This is a genomic window from Alkalihalobacillus phoenicis (genome assembly GCF_047302405.1).
In the GTDB taxonomy this organism is placed as follows: domain Bacteria; phylum Bacillota; class Bacilli; order Bacillales; family Bacillaceae_D; genus Alkalihalobacillus.
The window spans coordinates 798,341-818,793 of the sequence record NZ_CP154853.1; the positions used below are offsets into that span (position 1 = coordinate 798,341).

At 36.0% G+C, this 20,453-nt stretch carries 20 protein-coding genes; 11 read left to right on the top strand and 9 right to left on the bottom strand.

Annotated elements, in window-relative coordinates:
- The first annotated feature begins 185 nt into the window (after positions 1 to 185).
- The 3 genes from AA0017_RS03570 (at position 186) to AA0017_RS03580 (ending at position 2,157) form a co-directional block, all read left to right on the top strand.
- Positions 186 to 1,163: a BMP family ABC transporter substrate-binding protein gene (locus AA0017_RS03570; RefSeq protein ID WP_413379615.1), complete on the top strand. Its 978-nt coding sequence runs from the start codon at positions 186 to 188 to the stop codon at positions 1,161 to 1,163.
- 307 nt (positions 1,164 to 1,470) lie between these two features.
- Entirely contained in the window at positions 1,471 to 1,791 is a 321-nt protein-coding gene (locus tag AA0017_RS03575; protein WP_413379617.1) for a hypothetical protein, read from the top strand.
- A gap of 84 nt (positions 1,792 to 1,875) precedes the next feature.
- Positions 1,876 to 2,157 (top strand): penicillin-binding protein, encoded by a 282-nt coding sequence (locus tag AA0017_RS03580; protein ID WP_413379619.1) that lies wholly within the window; start codon positions 1,876 to 1,878, stop codon positions 2,155 to 2,157.
- A 170-nt stretch (positions 2,158 to 2,327) separates the two neighbouring features.
- On the opposite strand, the gene AA0017_RS03585 is transcribed toward AA0017_RS03580, so the two are convergent.
- Complete coding sequence (locus AA0017_RS03585) at positions 2,328 to 2,567, bottom strand: hypothetical protein (RefSeq protein WP_413379621.1); 240 nt, start codon at positions 2,565 to 2,567, stop codon at positions 2,328 to 2,330.
- 251 nt (positions 2,568 to 2,818) lie between these two features.
- Between AA0017_RS03585 and AA0017_RS03590 the strand changes: the two genes are divergently transcribed.
- Entirely contained in the window at positions 2,819 to 3,757 is a 939-nt protein-coding gene (locus tag AA0017_RS03590) for a beta-ketoacyl-ACP synthase III (RefSeq protein WP_413379623.1), read from the top strand.
- A gap of 33 nt (positions 3,758 to 3,790) precedes the next feature.
- Complete coding sequence (gene fabF / locus AA0017_RS03595; protein ID WP_413379625.1) at positions 3,791 to 5,032, top strand: beta-ketoacyl-ACP synthase II; 1,242 nt, start codon at positions 3,791 to 3,793, stop codon at positions 5,030 to 5,032.
- Between the two features lie 247 nt (positions 5,033 to 5,279).
- On the opposite strand, the gene AA0017_RS03600 is transcribed toward fabF, so the two are convergent.
- Positions 5,280 to 7,817 carry a CBS domain-containing protein gene (locus AA0017_RS03600; protein ID WP_413379627.1) on the bottom strand — a complete coding sequence of 846 codons (2,538 nt, stop codon included), beginning with the start codon at positions 7,815 to 7,817 and terminating at the stop codon, positions 5,280 to 5,282.
- Between the two features lie 381 nt (positions 7,818 to 8,198).
- Entirely contained in the window at positions 8,199 to 8,810 is a 612-nt protein-coding gene (locus AA0017_RS03605; RefSeq protein ID WP_413379629.1) for a hypothetical protein, read from the bottom strand.
- A gap of 106 nt (positions 8,811 to 8,916) precedes the next feature.
- Here AA0017_RS03605 and AA0017_RS03610 point away from each other — a divergent pair, with 106 nt between their 5' ends.
- Positions 8,917 to 9,423, top strand: a complete 507-nt coding sequence (locus AA0017_RS03610) for an N-acetyltransferase family protein (RefSeq protein WP_413379631.1) — start codon at positions 8,917 to 8,919, stop codon at positions 9,421 to 9,423.
- Positions 9,424 to 9,456: 33 nt separating this feature from the next.
- Here AA0017_RS03610 and AA0017_RS03615 read toward each other — a convergent pair whose 3' ends face one another.
- Positions 9,457 to 10,044 carry a cell wall hydrolase gene (locus AA0017_RS03615; RefSeq protein ID WP_413379632.1) on the bottom strand — a complete coding sequence of 196 codons (588 nt, stop codon included), beginning with the start codon at positions 10,042 to 10,044 and terminating at the stop codon, positions 9,457 to 9,459.
- 425 nt (positions 10,045 to 10,469) lie between these two features.
- Here AA0017_RS03615 and AA0017_RS03620 point away from each other — a divergent pair, with 425 nt between their 5' ends.
- A complete protein-coding gene (locus AA0017_RS03620) occupies positions 10,470 to 11,396 on the top strand; it encodes a CAP domain-containing protein (protein WP_413379634.1) in 927 nt (308 codons plus the stop codon).
- A gap of 202 nt (positions 11,397 to 11,598) precedes the next feature.
- Here AA0017_RS03620 and AA0017_RS03625 read toward each other — a convergent pair whose 3' ends face one another.
- Positions 11,599 to 12,078 carry an SRPBCC domain-containing protein gene (locus AA0017_RS03625; protein ID WP_413379636.1) on the bottom strand — a complete coding sequence of 160 codons (480 nt, stop codon included), beginning with the start codon at positions 12,076 to 12,078 and terminating at the stop codon, positions 11,599 to 11,601.
- 452 nt (positions 12,079 to 12,530) lie between these two features.
- Between AA0017_RS03625 and AA0017_RS03630 the strand changes: the two genes are divergently transcribed.
- Complete coding sequence (locus AA0017_RS03630) at positions 12,531 to 13,655, top strand: D-alanyl-D-alanine carboxypeptidase family protein (RefSeq protein ID WP_413379638.1); 1,125 nt, start codon at positions 12,531 to 12,533, stop codon at positions 13,653 to 13,655.
- 288 nt (positions 13,656 to 13,943) lie between these two features.
- Here the strand turns inward: AA0017_RS03630 and AA0017_RS03635 are convergent, their stop codons facing one another.
- A complete protein-coding gene (locus AA0017_RS03635; RefSeq protein ID WP_413379640.1) occupies positions 13,944 to 14,264 on the bottom strand; it encodes a hypothetical protein in 321 nt (106 codons plus the stop codon).
- A 700-nt stretch (positions 14,265 to 14,964) separates the two neighbouring features.
- Between AA0017_RS03635 and tnpA the strand changes: the two genes are divergently transcribed.
- Positions 14,965 to 15,426, top strand: coding sequence for an IS200/IS605 family transposase (gene tnpA / locus AA0017_RS03640; RefSeq protein WP_413382362.1), 462 nt, complete (start codon positions 14,965 to 14,967; stop codon positions 15,424 to 15,426).
- Positions 15,427 to 15,559: 133 nt separating this feature from the next.
- Here tnpA and coaA read toward each other — a convergent pair whose 3' ends face one another.
- Entirely contained in the window at positions 15,560 to 16,513 is a 954-nt protein-coding gene (gene coaA / locus AA0017_RS03645) for a type I pantothenate kinase (protein ID WP_413379642.1), read from the bottom strand.
- A gap of 648 nt (positions 16,514 to 17,161) precedes the next feature.
- On the opposite strand from coaA, the gene AA0017_RS03650 reads away from it, so the two are divergent.
- A complete protein-coding gene (locus tag AA0017_RS03650) occupies positions 17,162 to 19,306 on the top strand; it encodes a DNA topoisomerase (protein WP_413379644.1) in 2,145 nt (714 codons plus the stop codon).
- Between the two features lie 44 nt (positions 19,307 to 19,350).
- On the opposite strand, the gene AA0017_RS03655 is transcribed toward AA0017_RS03650, so the two are convergent.
- Together AA0017_RS03655 and AA0017_RS03660 are read right to left on the bottom strand one after the other, a co-directional pair.
- A complete protein-coding gene (locus AA0017_RS03655; protein WP_413379646.1) occupies positions 19,351 to 19,641 on the bottom strand; it encodes a hypothetical protein in 291 nt (96 codons plus the stop codon).
- A gap of 17 nt (positions 19,642 to 19,658) precedes the next feature.
- A complete protein-coding gene (locus AA0017_RS03660; protein ID WP_413379648.1) occupies positions 19,659 to 19,790 on the bottom strand; it encodes a hypothetical protein in 132 nt (43 codons plus the stop codon).
- A 233-nt stretch (positions 19,791 to 20,023) separates the two neighbouring features.
- On the opposite strand from AA0017_RS03660, the gene AA0017_RS03665 reads away from it, so the two are divergent.
- A complete protein-coding gene (locus tag AA0017_RS03665) occupies positions 20,024 to 20,314 on the top strand; it encodes a hypothetical protein (RefSeq protein ID WP_413379650.1) in 291 nt (96 codons plus the stop codon).
- Positions 20,315 to 20,453 lie beyond the last annotated feature (139 nt).

Sequence of the window (20,453 nt, forward strand, 5' to 3'; positions counted from 1 at the left end):
ACCAATGTTTATGGGAGGAAGCACGTTCGAAAATAAATTACAGTTTCATTACAAATGTCGAATTTACACAATGTAGACAGGATTTGGACATAAGTTTAACGAATAAAAGAAATCGTTAACATCATTCTTTTTATCCGCTTTTTTGTTTCTCGAAGGGATAAATAGCTAAAGAGGAGGAAGGCAACATGTTAAAGCAGAAAAAGTGGTTATTATTTATTCCTCTTTTTATCTTTCCTATTTTATTTATCGGGTGTATTCAAACAATTAGTACGGCTGATTCAAATAATGTAGGGTTAATGCTAGAAGATACGATTAATGATCAAGGCTGGAATCGGCAAGGGTATGAAGGTCTACTTCGAGTCCATTCTCAATTTAATTTAGAAGTGTTTTATAAAGAGGAAATTCAAACTATCGAACAAATGAGGTACGCTATTGAGGAATTTAATCAAAATAATGTTTCGCTTATTTTTGGGCATGGAAAAAGGTTTGCGGATGCTTTTCCGGAATTAGCGAAAAGTTACCCGGAGATTCATTTTGTTGTGTTTAATGGTGAGGTAGAAGGAGAGAATATTACCAGCTTTTCCTTTGACGGTTATGCGATGGGGTATTTTGCTGGTATTTTATCCGCGATTATGACTCAAAATGATGAGGTCGGTGTGATTGCAGCTTTTCCTTGGCAGCCAGAAATCCAAGGGTTTGTAGATGGTGTTCGATTTCAAAATGATCAGGTAGCCGTATCGGTAGAACATGTGCTAAGTTGGCAGGATCAAGCCCAAGCCCTTTCTTACTACGAACAAATGAAAGGACAAAACGTCGATATTATTTATCCAATTGGAGATGGCTTTCATATTGATATTATTGAAAAAAGTAAAAAAGATGGTCTTTATGTGATTGGTTATATTTCGGATCAATCTGATTTAGGAGAAGCATCTGTGTTAACGAGCACGATTCAGCATGTTGAGGATTTATACGTAAAAGTGGTCGAGCAATTTATGACGGGACAACTACAGGCTGGAAACTACACCCTCGATTTTCAAGAAGAGGTGATTAGTTTAGGTCAGTTTAGCTCTCAAGTCCCTGAAGAAGTAACGTTCTATTTGCTCGAAGCTATTCAATATTATATGCAGACGGGTGAAAAGGTTAAGATGCCATACTTGCATTAAGAATCAAAACATAGTACCTTTATCGATAATCATGTACATAAAAAGAAGTGAAGCTCAAATGGGGTTTGACATTCGGAATACCCGGAGACTCCTGTGGGAGAAGTGAAACACGGGAGACCCCGCAGCGACTTAGTTGTGAGTAGGTTTCCGGTTCATCCGCGGAACGCGTAAGGGATGAAGCTGGCGGAGTAAGCCAAATCATCCAAACTGATTCTATAATGAACAGGACTTTTTCAGTGCACCTCTGTTGAATGCATAGGCTGTACAGCTGATGGAGGATGAGCTAAATAAAAAAGGGGATATTGAAATGACCAATCCTAAAGAAGAGTTAACTCATTTTGCTAAACAAATAACGAAAGGTATTGAATTAGTAAAAAATAAGCAAGAACAAAAAGCCCTTCAAATCTTAGCCCCTTTTGTTCATTTAATGAAAGAAAGTGGGACAAACCATATTCGTTTATTTTCTTATTATGCCATTGCTGAGCTACGAACAGGCGATATAGATGGTTTTGTTGAAAGTTATTTGGCTGTTAAGGAAATGCCGGCTGCAACAAAAGAAGAAGAAGATATGCAGAGCAAATTAGAAGGCTTATTTCATTCCGTATTTGATGAATTAAACAAGAATTAGGACAATTAACTAATTAGACAAGCGCAAATTTTAGGTCAGGGACATAACATAATGAAGAAAGCGAAATGAAGGAGAGTGTTCGTTATGTCCTATCATCCTTATCAACCTATGACTCGTTCTTATCAGCCACCGTTGTATCGTCACGCGGGGCAAGAAGAACGTTTTTTTCCTCTTTTACCTTTTGTTGCCGGGCTTGCTATCGGTCCTTTGCTTTTTAATAGCTTTGGCGGCAATACGTATTATCCAGCTCCAAACTATGGACCGAATTTCGGTCCGAATTATGGTCCCCAATTTGGCCCGGGTTACGGACCAGGGTTTGGTCCTCAGTTTGGTCCCCAATTCGGTCCGCATTTCAGACCGCAATGATAATAAATAAAAAGATGGTTCATGGTACGTACATGAGCCATCTTTTTGTTTATGAAGAAAGAGAAGAATAAGGAGAGGGAGTAGTTAATCTCCTCATTTTGCAAAGTCCAAATCTACTACAAGCTCCCCCTCCACGATAAATCTTCTTTCATTAATATGAGTTTTTCTACTTACTCTTTTTCCTTTTTCTCCTCTTTTTCACTTGCTTTATCTTCTAATAATGCCTGTGCAATTAGGATAATAGGCACAAATTTATCTAAAGCTGGCCCAATTTTGTCGACCAATACAATTAATTGCTCCACCGTATGAAAAAAAGATGATTTTTTCTCGGGTTCTGGTTCTGGTGGGCGTCCAAACATTAAATCTGAAAATAAATCTCTTTTGACTGGCTCATGTTTCTTTTTAGACATTTTTACCCCTCCTCACTTAGAAAATGTCTAATTTTAATCTTCACACATTAGTGTATGGGCATAAAACCATTCCTGTGTGAAGGCATATGCCTATTCTTTAATGGAGTGATAAAAAAATGATTGAATGCCTAAAATAAGGTGAGGTTGAAGGATTTTTACTAGACATCAATAAAGTTTTGATATACTATTAGTAGCAGGTACTAAATTATTGGTTGGAAAAGACAAGTACAACTTGGAAGGGGAATTAAAGGATGCCAAAAGCTGGGATTTTAGGGTTAGGAAGTTATGTTCCAGAAAACGTTGTGACAAATGCGGATTTTGAGCAAAAAATAGATACATCAGATGAATGGATTAAAACGAGAACGGGAATTGAAGAACGTCGTTTTGCTCCAGAAGAGGTCAAAACATCTGATATGGCCTATGATGCGGCTGTAGAGGCATTAAAGGCGGCAGAGATAAAAGCTGAGGATGTGGATTTGATCATTGTGGCTACGGTAACACCTGATATGCCATTCCCATCAACAGCAGCCCTCATCCAAGATCGTTTAGGTGCAAAAAAGGCGGCAGCCATGGATGTTTCAGCCGCTTGTGCGGGATTTATGTACGGGATTATTACTGGCCAGCAATTTATTGAAACAGGAGCTTATAAACATGTTTTAGTCGTCGGAGTAGAAAAACTTTCTACTGTAACCGATATGACTGACCGAAATACAGCTGTCTTATTTGGCGACGGTGCAGGTGCAGCCGTACTTGGTCCAGTAGCTGATGATAAAGGGATTCTCGCATTTGAACTAGGAGCTGACGGTTCTGGGGCTATGCATATTAATTTACAAAATGATTACATCGAAATGAATGGTCGCGAAGTGTTTAAATTCGCCGTCAGACAAATGGGTGAGTCATGTTTAAATGTCATTGAAAAAGCAGGATTAAATAAAGAGGATGTCGATTTTCTCATTCCTCACCAAGCTAATATTCGAATCATGGAAGCCTCGAGGGAACGTCTCGGTTTACCAGTTGAAAAGATGGCGAAAACGGTTCATAAATATGGAAATACTTCATCCGCCTCCATACCTATGGCTTTCGTTGATGAATTAAAAAATGGTAAAGTAAAAGATGGAGATACTGTCGTTTTAGTTGGTTTTGGCGGTGGATTAGTTTGGGGAGCAATCGCTCTCGTTTGGGGAAAATAATAGATATTGAATGAAAATAAAGGAGAGAGCATAGTGGAAAAAAAGCGAGTAGTAATTACAGGATTAGGAGCCGTTACCCCACTTGGTAATGATGCGGAAACGACATGGAGCCAGGCCATTGCGGGCGTTTCTGGGATTGGGCCAATCACAAGAGTTCCAGCTGAGAATTTTCCAATCAGTGTTTCAGGAGAAGTGAAAGATTTTGATCCAACCATTTTTGTTGATAAAAAAGATGCTCGTAAAATGGATCGTTTTACCCAATTTGCGGTCGCTTCTTCCCTTATGGCATTGAAGGATTCAGGACTTGAAATTACAGAAGAGAATGCTGGACGTGTTGGTGTCTGGATTGGTTCAGGTATCGGTGGAATGGAAACGTATGAACAGAATTTCCATAATTTCCTAGAGAAAGGCTACCGTCGTGTGAGTCCATTTTTTGTTCCGATGATGATTCCTGATATGGCTTCAGGTCAAGTGTCGATTACAACAGGTGCAAAAGGAATTAACTCATGTTCGGTAACGGCCTGTGCATCTGGTACGAACTCGATTGGGGATGCGTTCAAAGTAATCCAACGTGGTGATGCAGATGCGATGATTACGGGTGGAGCAGAAGCGCCGATTACGAATATGGCTGTAGCTGGTTTCTGTGCCGCAAAAGCGGTCTCAACGAATGAGGACCCTAAAACGGCTTCACGCCCATTTGACAAAAACCGTGATGGCTTTGTTATGGGTGAAGGAGCAGGAATTGTCATTTTAGAAAGTTTAGATAGTGCTTTAAAACGTGGAGCAAAAATTTATGCTGAAATCGTTGGTTACGGAGCAACTGGTGATGCCCATCACTTAACGGCACCAGCCCCTGAAGGCGAAGGTGCAGCACGGTCAATGCAAATGGCGATTGAGGATGCAGGAATTGATCCGACTGAAGTTGACTATTTGAATGCCCACGGTACGAGTACAGGCTATAATGATAAGTTCGAAACATTAGCAGCCAAAACGGTCTTTGGAGAGCACGCCTATAAATTAGCGATTAGCTCAACCAAATCTATGACAGGTCACTTATTAGGAGCTGCTGGTGGAGTGGAAGCGATCTTTACGGTTAAAGCCATTAGTGAAGGGATCATCCCACCAACCATTAATTATGAAACACCTGATGAAGATTGTGATTTAGATTATGTACCAAACGAAGCAAGAAAACAAAAAGTACGTGCCGCGATGAGCAATAGTTTAGGTTTCGGCGGACATAACGCAACTGTTGTTTTTAAAGAATATGTAAAATAAAAGGCAAGTTAAATATAAGCTGCTATAAGGACCTCTGTTTGGAGGATTCTAAGCAGCTTTTTTTCTGTTTTTAAGGGTGATTTGCTTGGGGGTGTTTAATGGTGACAGGGGATGATATGTAAAAAAAGCGAAGAATCCCCGCCAACCTAGTTACTTTCAAAATAAAAAACTCTAAACGGTCATCTTTAAATAAGATGTAAGGTTTAGAGTTCTATCAAAGTAGAAAGTTTTTTATTATTTTCTTACGTTATACTTTGAGATAATTGTTTTTCACCCATTCAATCGCATCATCAGAGGTTGTGATGTTATTTAATAGTTGCTGGATTTCTAATTCGTTTAAAATCTCAGTGAAGAGGGGACTTGGTTTTAAGCCGAGTTTCATAAGATCATGACCAGAAATCAATTTGTCCAGCTCATTTCTTTTATTTACATAGCTTTTAAGCTCATTCTTTCGTTCATGATCGGCAAGAGCGTAAAACAATAGAGCTTGATCAGGCATAAAAAAAGCTCGTTTATGAAGTTCCTCAGTTGATAAGCATTTAGGCCAGTTTTCAATGTCTTTTAAAGCATGAAGAAATTTAACCTCCTCATTTGCTTGAGCTAAGTCTTGGAGTTTTTCTGCCCAATTGCTTTGCCCAAAGATTAAAGAAGTTAATAGAATAAAAACGTTTTGCTCTTCTTGCTCAATTAATTGATTGAAAATCTGCCAATTCTCTATAGTCGGTGGGCATTCAAATAAATGAGACCAAACGAATAAATCATCAAGTTCTCGGAACATTATCGGCCAATCTTTTTCTTTTGTAATTAATTTCAGCTCCGATTTCAATCTTGTTTTACTGAGTTTCCTTAATGAAGAACCTGCCGCTTTTGCTAATTCCTTCGTTTGTGTTGCTAATTGATACTGAAAACGATGAGCAAAACGAATGGCACGAAAAATTCGGGTTGGATCTTCGATAAAACTGAGAGTATGAAGGATTCGGATTTTACCTTTCACTAAATCATCTTTCCCTTGAAAATAATCTAATAATTCTCCAAAGGATGAGGCATTCAACTTCACCGCCATGGCATTAATCGTAAAATCTCTTCTTGCTAAATCTTCTTTAATATTTGAGTACGTAACCGTTGGCAGTACGGCTGGGCCTGTATAAAATTCAGTCCGACTTGAGACAAAATCAATTTTAATTTGGGATGGTAAAATTAGTGTGGCGGTACCAAACTGTGGATGCTCTTGAACGTGACCATCCATCATCAAAGCAATTTTTTGACAAAAAGCAATCGCATCCCCTTCGACAACGATATCAATATCTTGGTTCTCTTTTTTTAATAATAAGTCTCTCACAAAACCACCGATTAAATAAGCATCAAGTCCTTCTTTATCCGCTTCTTCACCAATTAAACGTAAAAGGCTATATAATTCAGAAGGTAACAAATGATGCAGATGTTCTGATACGTTTTTGATGGAATGAATTTCAGCACGCTCTTGCAAGTTGGTGCGATAATTGTGATTATAAAGAATTTCTATAATATCTGAGCGGGAAATAATCCCTTTGAGTTGTTTTTCAGCTAATACGAGAAGACGGCCAATATTATGTTCAATCATCATTTCCTGTATCGTCTCAAGTGTATCATCTTCTGAAATGGTGATTGGTTTTGTTGTCATGTATGCTTTAGTTGGAGCATGTCCTAATTGATGTCTTAATGCTTTATCAACATCTTTTCGAGAGATTACGCCAGCTAAGCTTCGGTCTTCTTTTACAACAGGTAAACCACTATGCCCATATTGTTGCATTAATAGAGAGGCTTGTTCAATTGTTTCAGATTCTATAATCGTTTTGACAGGTTGTGACATGATTTGTTTAGCGGTAATGGCCGCTTTTAAAATCGATGGTAACTGCTGTTGGATGTCTTCCATAATATGAGTAGTTTCACCATTTTTAATTGTTGCGGAAGCCGCTTTTTCATGCCCATTTCCCCCAAGTTTTTGAATAAGTGGCCGAATATTGACCCTCTCTCCTTCAGCTCGACCGACTACATACACATGTTTGCCCATTTTGACAACTGAAAAAACAACATCAACATCTATCGTATCCATTATTTTACCCGTTAAAAAAGAAAGGTTATTGATATATTCTGTTTGCTCATGACTCGTTATATAATAGCTTGTTCCATCAATTTGGCCCTTTTCTCCGTTATTTAAAAGCACCTCAAATAACTCTTGTTCATCCCTTGAGAAATTCTGTTGCACAAACTGGGTAATGATTGATAAATCAAGCCCATTATGAAATAAATAAGCAGCTGCTTCTAAGTCGCGAGCTGTCGTTATATCATGAGTGAAGGAACCTGTATCCGAATATAGTCCTAATCCAAAAACGGTAGCTTCAAATGAAGTAATCGGTAGTTGATTTTGGATGATTTCTTCTATTAACAGCGTAACAGCTGCTCCAACTTGAACAATGTGCTCCTTCGCCGTTTTAAAAGAGTGGGCTTGAGGTGGATGGTGATCGTAAACGATAAATTGCACATCTTCTTTGAGCTTCTCCATTGGAATTTCCACTCTTTTAGGGTTTGCCGTATCAACGACGACACAAGTATCTACTTTACCCCAATCGATTTCTTTAGAAGCAAAAAAAGAAAAAGAGTCACGATGAATCGCTAAAAATTGCTTTAATTCAGGCTTTTGTTTTTCAGGTAAAACGAGTTTGGCTTCTGGAAAAAGTTTTTTTGCTGCTATCATCGAGGCAAAGCCATCAAAATCAAGCTGTATATGGGAATGAATGATAATCAAATTAATTCCTCCTGTTATGTAAACAAACAAATTCATAATATACACGAATTACTCATGGTCTTCTCCATTATAAAGTTGTCCCTCCGAAAGATAAAGAAAACTCGTCGAGTGGTGAGCCAAAGGTGAAGGCAGAGCGGAAGTTGTCCTTAAAGCGAAGAGCTCGTCTTATTATTCAAAACCGAGTCGCGTTATACGCCGAACAAAGGAGAATTCGGCATGTAATCAAGTAACGATTCACCAAATAAGTCAAAAGAACTCACATTCGATAAATTTGCTCCATAAAGTAGTTTTGATGCCCACCCACATACTATTAACATTCTTGTAAACAAAACAAAAGACTACTCCAAATCAAGTAGTCCTTTCGAATGGTTCACTTTTAAATTAAATATAAGCTTCAATGATCATTCCTTTTGCTTGATGGGCTGCAATTAATTGTGAGGGATACGTGGAGTGTTTAGCTTCTTTGACAAATCGTTGGATGATTTGTAAACTCTCGATTTGGAAATGATTTAATTGAGCGAATGCTTTGGGCCATTGTTCCGATTGAAACGTCTTAGGATACTCTAGTTTTAAAAAGTCACCTTTATTATTTAAATGGAAAGGTTTGATTTTCGGTCTAAATTTTTTATATAATTCAATCAAGTCTTTCGTGTAATCCGTCCCATAAAGGTGATCATGCTCTTTAAAATGAGCTAAAATTAGATTGTATTTAGTAATAAAATGTGTGAGAGAAGTGTATAAATCCTTCTTTTGACTAGGTGAAGTGTGTGTAATCGGTTTGAGTGCTTTAGGTGATTGATTCTCTATTTTGTCATAATACAAATCGTAGGCCATAAGTTTATTTTCAGAAACGGGTGTCGTTTCATTTTCTGTTCGTCTTACAGGAGAAATGCTTTCGACTTCGGCAATCGTTTGACTGTTTGAAAATCGTTGAACATACATCTCATGGACTCGACTTGCCCGGATTGAAGAGACTTTGGTTAGCCTGCTCATGATAATCACCACCTATTCTATTACAATTTCTATTCCTTTTATTCAAAAAAATGAAACATTTTAAAATCTTAAAAGTATTTTTAGAGCTTAGGAGAGGGAGAAACAGATGGAAATTCGAATTTTACAAGACGCTGACTGGGTTCCATACCGTCAGATAAGATTAGAGGCATTAAAAAAAGAGCCTTTTTTATTTGCAGACTCTTATGAAGAACAAAAAGAAAAAAACTCAGCCCATTTTCAGTCAGAATTAACAACACCGTCCCATATTGTTTTAGGTGGATTTATTGAAGGTGAGTTAAAAGGGATTATCTCGTTAAAGCTTTATACATTAAAAAAGATGGATCATAAAGCAATGTTAGGTCGCTTTTATGTAATGGAAGATGCTAGAGGCAAGTCTTTAGGCAAAAAATTGTTCCAAGCAGGAATTGACAGGGCGAGAGAACTAGGGGTTGAGCAGCTTCAATTAGTTGTTGCATCAATTAACGAAACAGCTATTAGTGTGTATAAAAAGCAAGGATTTAAACGTTTTGCGTATGAAGAAAAAGCGATGAAATATAACGGGAAATATATTGATGAAGAATATTTTGTTCTAAATTTAACAGAAGAAAAATAAAAAAATCCAGCCTAGGCTGGATTTTTTAGTGAATTATTTTGAGAATACATGATTGCCGATACGGATTGTTTCCGTTCTTGTTGCATTCCAGTGATTTGTTGCTGTTGTTGGGTTATAGAAGAAGATCGAACCTTGTCCTTTACCATTAAAAGCGAGTGCTTCGTTAACCGCTCTAATGGAATCAGCATCAGCTGATTTATTGATTTCTCCGTTCATATAAGGAGTGAAGGCATAATGTCCAGAAGGAGTCACTTCTTGGATAACGCCTGTTACCGTATTAGGGAAATCTTGATGAGCGACACGATTTAAAACAACAGTTGCTACGGCAACTTTTCCGGCATAAGGCTCACCTTCAGCCTCTGCACGGACTAATCTAGCAAGCAAATCTTTTTCAGCTGCACTAATGGAACTAGGAATAGACAATGTCTCCCCAGTATAAATCATGTCACCCGTTTTTTCATTCGCTTCTCTTAAAGCTTGTACGGAAACACCATACTGTTGGCCGATAAGGTATAAACTTTCGCCAGCTTTCACTTGGTGTGTTCCAGCTGCCTCAACATCATTTGAATACAATAAAGCAAATGAAAAAGCGGCTGTTAAAGTAATCATTAATTTCTTCATAAAATAAATCCTCCTAATATTTAAATAGTAGAGTAGTTGTCATGATTTAAAACAAAACTATGACAATCAAAATCAAGCCTACCATAAAAAACAGCAAAAAAACTGACGTAATAATTTCCAATCCCTCCTAAAAAGAGGGCTTTTATAGGTCATGATCCTTCTCAGTACACTTTTTTACAGTTTTATACCGATTATTACGTTTTTGTAACATAACGTTAACGAGCAACAAAGTTTTCTGATATTTTCTTTAGTCAAATAAATGTTTAAGCTGTGTGGTGAAAGCATTTCTAAGAAAAGTGACCTTGAAATATTTCTAAAAAAACCTCTGAAAATATGAATCTTTTTCCATAGTCAACTTCTAAAAAACTATGCTAACATTCAACTCATGCAAGACAAACGAAACAAAATTCAGGAGGTTTTCAGAAATGAAAAAAGTTATAGCAACGACATTTTTGGCAGCTACGATTGCTGTCTCAGGGTTTTCTGCACAAGCAGATGCTCATTATAAACCATTCACTACAGATGTAAAAAAGGAAGTTACTTATGTTAACTCTCTTAACCTTAATAGTGAAGAAGTATCAAAATGGGCTGAGTCCAAAATTGCTGAGATTCTTAACGGTTATCAAGTAGAATCATTTGCTTGGAAAAAATTCTTCTTCATTGATGGATTTGAAAAACCAAATGCACCAGTTCAAGAAGAAAAGCCACAACCCAAACCAGAGCAAGAACAGCCTAAAGAAGAAGCTCCACAACCTGAAAAAGAAGAAGCAACTCCACAACCTGAACCTAAACCAGAAGTGGAAGAGCCAAAAGAAGAAGTTCAACCAGAAGAAGAAAAACAACCAGAGCAAGAAGTAGCACCTAAACCAGAAGAAGAGAAACAACCAGCACCACAACCAGAAGTAGAGCAACCTAAAGAAGAACAACCAACAATTGAAGAACAACCAGAGGAGCAAGAGCAAAAGGCTTCTGTTTCTGCCGAAGAGCAACAAATGGTTGATTTAGTTAACCAAGAGCGTCAACAAAGAGGACTAGCTCCATTAAAAATTAATGAAGAGTTAACAAAAGTAGCTCGTGTTAAAGCTAAGGACATGATTGATAACAATTACTTTGCTCACCAATCACCAACATATGGTTCACCATTTGATATGCTACAACATTTTGGTGTGTCTTATCGTACTGCTGGTGAGAACCTTGCAGGTAACCAAACAGTTGGAGCAGCACATCAAGCTCTTATGAACTCACAAGGTCACCGTGAAAACATTTTAAACTCTAACTACACAGAAGTCGGAATTGGAATCGTTGATGGCGGTCCTTATGGAAAAATGTTCGTTCAATTATTTAAAGGATAATACTTCAATAACTTCAACCCCTTTAGCCATTTAAGGTTAAAGGGGTTATTTTTTATGAAGAGGTTTGGAATCGGGTAAATTTTCTTATTCACCGCATGAACGATAAGATTCTCATGAATTAAATTAGAATAATCCATAGAAAAATAGCGTTGGTTCATCTTATACTTTTGGAAAGTAGCCTCTTGGTACGAATTAATAATAATTAACCAATTCTATTAAATGCTTCCCGATAAAATTCCCTTAGCTCCGCTGAATTATCTTTCCATTCAATTGGATGTTCGTTGACTATTTGGTGGAATACATCCAAACATCTATGCCAGCCTGCAGCCGTATACATGGCCATTTCCTTATCGTCGAAAGTGTGAGTGAAGATCATTTGGCATCCTCGATTCTTTTCTAGGAACGAGATTTGTATCAAATCATCTACTTCACGAAATTCAAAGGTATGGGGAGTTTTTAATTCAGTTATGATGCCTTCATATGTCGAGCCTTCACCGTCATCGAAGGCAATTTTACCTCCTATTCTGAGGTCAATCTCGCCTGTCGAGAACGGATACCATTGTGAGAAGTAACTAGGATTTGTCATGACACGGAAAACAACTTCGGGTTTATAAGAGAAATAGCGTTCAAACCTTAGAGCATAACGACCATTTGCATCATGCAATGTTCCAAATTCATTCATCATATTTTCCTCGCTTCTTTTTTATATCATTGAAGTCTTGCTTTGTATCACAAATTCAAATAAATTAGGAGCAGAAATAACTTCAACAATACTCATATTTGTTTTCATGTATTTAAAGTATAACTAAAAACTATAATAAAATCATTTTGTGTTCTTCCATAATCATGATCCATTAGTTCAATAGTGATTTTAAATCTCTGGATCTTTTTTTATGATTTTAATAGCCTACAAAATACTCTCAAAAACTAGTAATTATAACCATATTAAATCACTTAAAGGATAATTAAATAATCAAAAAACCTCGATTCAGTGGGATTTTTGATTGGTGCACTCCTAAAGGATTAGTTCTTTTTGACTGATATGTAATCAGATTGTAATTTTAATGTTATCGCTGTGTAATTTCTATCTTTTAACCTAGTTAATTGATAGATCTTTTTTTAGGGGGACTTCTGTTGTTTACTCGGATAATGAAACAATTGATGATAGTAGCTTGCTTTTCCATTTTCTTTATATTTGGGGATGATGTAAAGGCAGAATCGAGGAAATCATTTCAGTTAAATAGTGAAGTTGCATTATTAATCGACCAAACAAGCGGTGATCTTGTATATGAGCAATTTTCTACACAAAAAATGTATCCCGCTAGTATTACAAAAATCATTACAGGTATTATTGCGATTGAGCAAGGGAATCTAGATGACATAGTGACGATTAGTAAGGAAGCAACAGAAGTAATTGGAACAAGGGTGTATTTATTAGAAGATGAGGAAGTATCGTTAAAAAAGCTTGTTCAAGGGTTGCTTATTAATTCAGGCAATGATGCAGGAACGGCGATTGCTGAGCATTTTGATGGCAGTGAGGAAGCGTTCGCCAAACGGATGAATGAATTTGTGACTGAAGAAATTGGGACTGTAAACACTAACTTTACAAATCCACATGGTCTATTTGATGAAGAACATTATACAACGGCTCTTGATATGGCTCGAATTACACAATATGCAATGAAAAATGAGACCTTTCGTGAGATTGTCAGCACAAAAGAATTAGAGTGGTTAGGGGAAGGGTGGGAAACGACTCTTTATAACCATCATCGTTTATTATGGGATTATGAAGGGACGACCGGTGTGAAAAATGGCTTTGTTAATCAGTCTGGATATACGTTAGTCACTTCAGCTGAGCGTGATAGCCAAGAATTTATTGCGGTTACTTTAAATGCACCGAATGCCAAAATGGCCTATCAAGATACGATGAAATTATTAAATTATGGGTTTGAAAACTATCATACAAAGATGCTACCAGAAGATAAACGTTTTCAGGCAGAGGATGGCGAAGAGCTCTTTTTAGAGAACGACCTTTATTTTACTCAGCTACTAGATGAAAGTGTAGATTATGAAGTGAATCAACGGAATCAATTAGAAATAAAAGGACAAGAAGATCGTACGATTAAAAGAGTCGATTTAAAGACAGTAGATGTTGAACCTGTTCAGACTAAAGCCGGAATCGAACAAGAAAAGGCAGAATCAAAAGGCTTTTTGGCCCGCATGATTGATTTTTTTGGTCAATTATTTTCATTTAAATAGGAAGTAAATTTGGAGAGGAATCTAGTGTTGATAACTGCTTGTCGATAAAGTCTCGTTTATATGAGATTTTATCGACAAGCTTTTTTGTACTTTGTTTTTCAAACAGTAATGGGGAGGAGTTTGAGCAGCTAACACATCCGTACCAATGATTTGAGTAAATACAGAGGATCTTTTGTTAATTGGTTAGCTGCATCATTGTCGGTATAACTAACAATGATTTGATAAATCTTTTGACGATTGAAAGTAAGGACTTATCTCGTGGAATTACTACTTTATCTAAGTGTAAAACTAATTTTTAATATTATTTAACTCCTGATATAATTCAACTTGGTTATTGCTTTGATAGATTTCTGGTTCATTTCCACTAGAAAACTCAGACCAAATAATTACATCTCCTTCTTCTGAAACGAATATGGTTGTACCTATATCTTTGAAAACGTCTCCAGTATCGTCGTGTAATATATTTAAGTAGGTGTTCCCTGCCTCATTAAACGTATGTTCAATATCCTCTAGATTTGCTTTGGTTAACTCTATTCCATTTAATAATTGTTTAATAAAACGTATTTCATTTTCGGCTTTAACTTCATAAACAGTATTGTCGTCAAGCATTTGATTCTCTTTTGTTTGTTGAATATACATACTATCAAAGTTTTCTAAATTTACTATTTCAGGGATAGTACTTGTACTATCAATTTCGGATTCTGCTTGATTACAAGCAACTAAAAATAGAGTTGTTATTACTAATAGAAAAAATTGAATGTGCCTGATTGAATAACACTCCATTCTATAAATTAATTATTTGTTTTATCAATTAGTTCCTTTAATTCTTGAGGTGCATTCTTTTTATATTCTTCCATAATTGTGTCAACATACTCGCTCCACTCAGCAAGCTGTCTTTGTATATCTACGGTTGTTCCTGTAATTTATTTCCCTTTTTGTAGTTTGATTTTTTACATCTAAAAGTGTAACACCAAGGGATCTTATGTCAATAAAGTATAAGTACATTAATATATTTAGAAATGATGTGTATATAAGCGAAGACTAGGAGCTGTTGTGTTTATATAATTAACAAATCAAATTTTAGGAAAAGTTATTATAAAAACGAGGTTATTTGTAATGAAATAACAATAAAAAAAGACCGCCTCTAGACGGTCTTTTTTATTAGTGGTTTCGAAAACCCCTGGCTATGCCGGGGGTTCTAAAAAGCTTCAAGCGTGGTATTAAAAAAAAACCTCACTTCATGGTAGGATAAAGTTGGTTTCCCGACCGCTTCATCGCACCAAAGAAGGAGGTATGCCCTGTGAAGGACATGAATAGTTTAGCACACACAACATGGAATTGTAAGTATCACATCGTGTTTGCACCAAAATACAGAAGACAAATCATCTATGGAAAATACAAAAAAAGTATCGGACAGATCATAAGAGATTTATGTGAAAGAAAAGGGGTCGTGATTCATGAAGCAAATGCTTGTCCGGATCACATCCATATGTTAGTAAGTATTCCGCCGAAGTTAAGTGTGTCACAATTCATGGGGTACTTAAAAGGGAAAAGTAGTCTCATGATATTTGATCGACATGCCAATTTGAAGTATCGCTACGGGAACAGGAAGTTTTGGTGTAGAGGCTTCTATGTTGATACAGTGGGAAGAAACAAGAAGCAGATACAAGAATACATTAGGAATCAGCTAAAAGAAGACTATATGGGTGATCAGTTATCATTGTTCGAAGACTATGACCCGTTTACCGGAGAGAAAAATAAGAAGAGATAAAGAAATTCTTTAGAATTAGTGGGTGAATGTGGTGCAAAAGGGAAACCGGTTCAGTGGGCCTTTAAGGCCTAGGCCGGTAAGAAAGGCTTTCAGCCGCAGAGTAAACCACCAGTTCACACTGGTGGTTTTGATTTTAAGTCTTCTTTATTTGAATATCACTAACACGATGGCCAGGTCCTTTTTTCAAAATCATATTCGCTCGATATTTGGTCGGTTTAATGTTTTTTTCTAAGTTAACTTTATTAACCGTATTCCAAATGTCTGTTGCAAAGGCTACCGCTTCTGTTGGTGATAAGTCACGGTAACGATGGAAATAGGAAGAGGGATCTTGGAATGCTGTGTTTTGTAATAATTTAAAGCGTTCAATATACCATTGTTTAATATTCATTTCATCGGCATCCACGTAAATCGAGTAGTCAAAGAAATCGGAGACGAATACCTCTGGAATATTCGATTTCTTTTTATTCACTTGAAGAACGTTAATCCCTTCTACAATGACCACATCTGGTTCTTCAACTTTTTGTACTTTGTTTTGTAACCGATCATAGGTTAAATGGGAATACATTGGAACTTCCATGTAAGCGGAGCCAGATTTTAAATCGGTTAAAAAATGTATTAAACTTTCGATGTCATAGCTCTCAGGAAATCCTTTTCTTTTCATCAAATTACGATCATTTAGCGTTGCATTTGGTAATAAAAACCCATCGGTCGTAACTAAGTCCACTTTCGGTTTTGTCGGCCATTGTGAAATTAACGCCTGGATCAAACGGGCGGTTGTACTCTTCCCAACTGAAACGCTTCCAGCAATTCCAATGACAAAAGGAACTTTTTTAGTTGTTCGATTTAAAAATAAGTTCAGTTCACGATGAAGATTCATCGAATGAGTCATTTGAATATAGAGCATATGAGATAAGGGCAAATAAATATCGGTAACTTCATCTGGGGAAATGATTTGATCGATCCCTTGCATGAGTTCGATTTCTTGTTTGGATAACGCAGCCTGTTTTGGTTTAGCTAATGCAGACCACTCTTGACGATTAAAGTGGCTATAGGCTTCGGTTGATTTCATAGTCAAATTTATTGTCATCTTATTAGGACTCCTTTAAATGGGAAAAGACTTCGCTACACTCAAAAGTGAATTAATTCAGCTTATTTAATGGATCGTAAAGATTTTTTTTAATATCGTCATCATATCAAAGGATATAAAATTGAACAACTATATATTTTCATATATTTAACCTAGTGAAACACTCTTTTTTATAAGATTGAACAGATGAGCCACTTTTTTTCAGTGCTCACTGTGAAATAACAGGTGGTAAGACTAGATTCTCCTTATTATTCCTTTGTTGGGTTTATAATTAAACAATTTTTCATAAAAAAATTAAAATAAAGGATTCATTTTTTATAAATAAGTTTATATAATAGTCTTTGATCATGCATTAGGGGGAAAAGGTAATGGCACAAGGGAAAATGGTAAAAACTCTTTCTGTCTTATTTATAGTAGGAACGGTAAGTTTAATTTTTATTGCTGGTATTTAAACGATTCCAAAATGAAAGTGGAAACTTTCGTAAATATAGATAAAATGAATATCATTGGGGAAGCTGAGCTATTTTTGAGCAGCTTCTTTTTTATATGCTAAGCAAAGAAGGAGGAGTTCTCTTTTTTTCATAATTATTCTTGATGTTTGCTTAATCTAAACGTATGATCATAGGTAGATGAAAGGATGTGATAAATTTGAAATTAATCCTCACGGAGAAACCGTCTGTAGCTAAAAATATTGCGGATGCACTTAAGATTAGGACAAAACAAGATGGTTATTTTGAAGGACAAGATTATGTCATTACGTGGGCTTTCGGTCATTTATTACAGTTGTATGATGCTAAGGATTATGACGAAACAATGAAAATATGGAAAATGGAGAACTTCCCATTTTTACCGACATCCTTTCAATACAAGGTTAAATCCAATCCAAAGAATAGGGATAAATCAGATCCTGGAGCAGCGAAACAATTTAAAACGATTCAACGATTAATGAATAGGCGAGATGTAACAGAGATTATCTCTGCTTGTGACTATGACCGCGAGGGACAAATTATTGGCGATAGTATCATTTATCACAAAGGAACAAATAAATCAGTCAAACGCTTATTATTAAATGAATGGACAGAAGAAGAAGTTCTAAATGGTTTACAAAAGTTAGAATCAAATGATAATCTCAGGCCTCTTCAAGATGCAGGAGTTAGTAGGCAATGGGCCGATTGGTTGATAGGTATTAATTTAACTTCTGTTGCGACATTAAAATATCAAAAAGGACGTGGCAAAGCTCTTAATATTGGACGAGTTATTATGCCTACTCTGAAAATTATCTACGACCGGGATAAAGAAATAGAACGTTTTAAACCGGAAGATTATTTTAAGCTACAAGCTACTTTTGAAACGACTAATGCTGAAAAATATAGTGGGATATATAAGGAAAAACAAAAAGAACAATTTGAGCAAAAAGATTATTTAGCTGAAATTCAAAGCAGACTTGCTGAAAAGAAGGCTAAAGTAATCAACAAGGAAAAAAACCATAAACGTGAATATCCCCCATTTTTATTTAATTTAACGAATTTACAAGGGTATATAACGAGTAAATATTCAGGATGGACTTCTGATAAAGTCTTAAAGGTCGCTCAATCATTGTATGAAAAAAAATATATCACCTATCCTCGAACGTCAAGTATTGCCTTGGATGAAAGCCTCGTTAGCAAAGCAGCTCATGTCTTAACAAAAGTAAAACCAGATTATCCTTTCCAAGAAGAAATCCAATTTAAAAAATCCAAAAGAGTATTCAACAATCAAAAAGTTGAAAGTCATAGTGCGATCATACCGACGTATGTCAAACCCAAATCATTATCACCAGATGAACAAAAGATTTATATTGCGATAAAAAATCGTTTTGTGATGCAATTTATGCCTCTTTTTGAATATGAAGAAACGATTATTGAAACAAAAGTCTTGGAAGTGGAATTAAAGGGACACTTTTTATCAAAAGGAAAAGTGGTTTTAAAAGAAGGTTGGAAAAAAGTTGAGAAGATGGAAACAAAAGAATCCTTGCTCCCGAATGTTCAACTTGATGAAATCGTATCGGTCGTTAAAGGCGATGTAACAACACACCAAACAATGCCACCAAAACCACATACAGAAAAAACATTACTCAAAGTCATGGAGACGTGTGGAAGGCATCTAAAAGAAGATGAAGAAGAAGTAGAAGAAGTGTTGTCTGGATTTAGTATAGGGACCCCTGCGACACGAGCTGATACAATCAAAAAACTAAAAGATGTTGGCTACATTCAAACAAATAAAAAAACGTTAACTTGTACTCCTCTTGGGAAGGAACTCGTAGAAACGTTTCCGATACCACAGTTGTTTAACTTAACCTTTACAGGGAAGCTTGAGAAAGCCCTGTATGATATGGAAAAACAACAAGTAACAAAACAACAATTTCTTTCGTTTATTTATAAATTTACCAAAGAGTCAGTTGAAAAAATTAAAGCTGGTCAAGACCAAATTATCCAACAAGTTGAAGCTAAATCTTCAAGTTCCACTGACGTATTAGGGAAATGTCCGATTTGTCAGCATCCCGTTATTGAAGGGAAAAAAGGATTTGGATGCAGCAATTGGAAGAATGGTTGTAAGTTTGTCATATGGAAAAATGATAAGTTCTTACAAACGATGAAAAAGAAACCGACGAAAACGATGGTCAAAAGTTTATTAAAAGATCAGGTTGTTTATGTTAAAGGATTAACAAGTAAAAATGGAAATAAATTCAATGCGAAATTAAGCTATGAAAAAAATCAAGCAAATGATTATTTTAGTTGGAAAATCGATTTTTAACACAAAAATAAAGTGGAGTGAACTCATTAGTCGTTCATTCCACTTTATTTTTGATTTAAAAGCGATGCAATAAAATCTCCGATCGGTACATCGCGAATTTCGTCGATTAATTTATCAAGCTCCGAACGTTTTTTTAAGGAACCTTCTAATAAAATTTGAACGGTTTGTTCACGATCAATTAAGATCGATTGCACCGTTAACGCTTTTGTTAATAAGGCTGTAATCACAGCAATTTCATTAGGAGAAAGCTTATACTTATTTTTATCAAAAGACTCCTTCTTTTTTTGGTTTTGATTAAAAAAAGGGTTGGAACCAAATGGGTCTTGGCCATACATGAGAAGACCTCCCCCTGTTAGACATTAAAAGAAAAAATTGGATTTGGCGGAGTTGTATCGCCACCTTCAGTCCAAATTCCAAGTAAAAAGCTAAAAACAATAAGAACAGCAACTCCGATCAATATTCCGTATGTTAATTCACTTTCCATGTCAACACCTACTTTTGCTTTAAACATTTATTTTATTGTATTCCAGCTTGCTTGCCTATGTGCATTCGTCTAGGAATGAGGAAATTGAGGTTCGATATAGAGACATTTAGCCAGGAAAGTTCTAGTAGAAAAAGGGATACAGAGAATTGATGAATTTGTTACTGATAGATTTGTCTATACATCAAATAGAGTGACGCATAAGATGTATTATACTTTGAAAGGAGGTCATGTAAATGAGCTGTGGTTACGGATATGGAGATGTAAGAGGTGCTAGAAGTGGTTGTGATTGTGATACGTTCTTTAGACATGTAGCAAGAAATCAATATGTAAAAGTCTATTTAAAAGCTAGTAAAGCGGTAAAAGGATATTACGTTGAATCTAATGGCAATGAAGTAACATTGTTTGATTTTGACGAAGATTGTCATACAGTGATTACAATTTGCTGTGACGATATCGTATCAGTGGCAGTAAGTCAAGAAAATGTAAGATGTAAATATGACAGCTGTAAAAAAGGCTATAAATAATAGTCTTTTAAGATGATGACTAGGAGCTATCTAGTAAAGTGGAACATGCGCTTTATTTTAGGGAGCTCCTTTTTTAATATCAAATTCGATTTTTCTATTAAAAGTTTTCAGATTTAAGGGAGTCGTCTATACAAGCGTT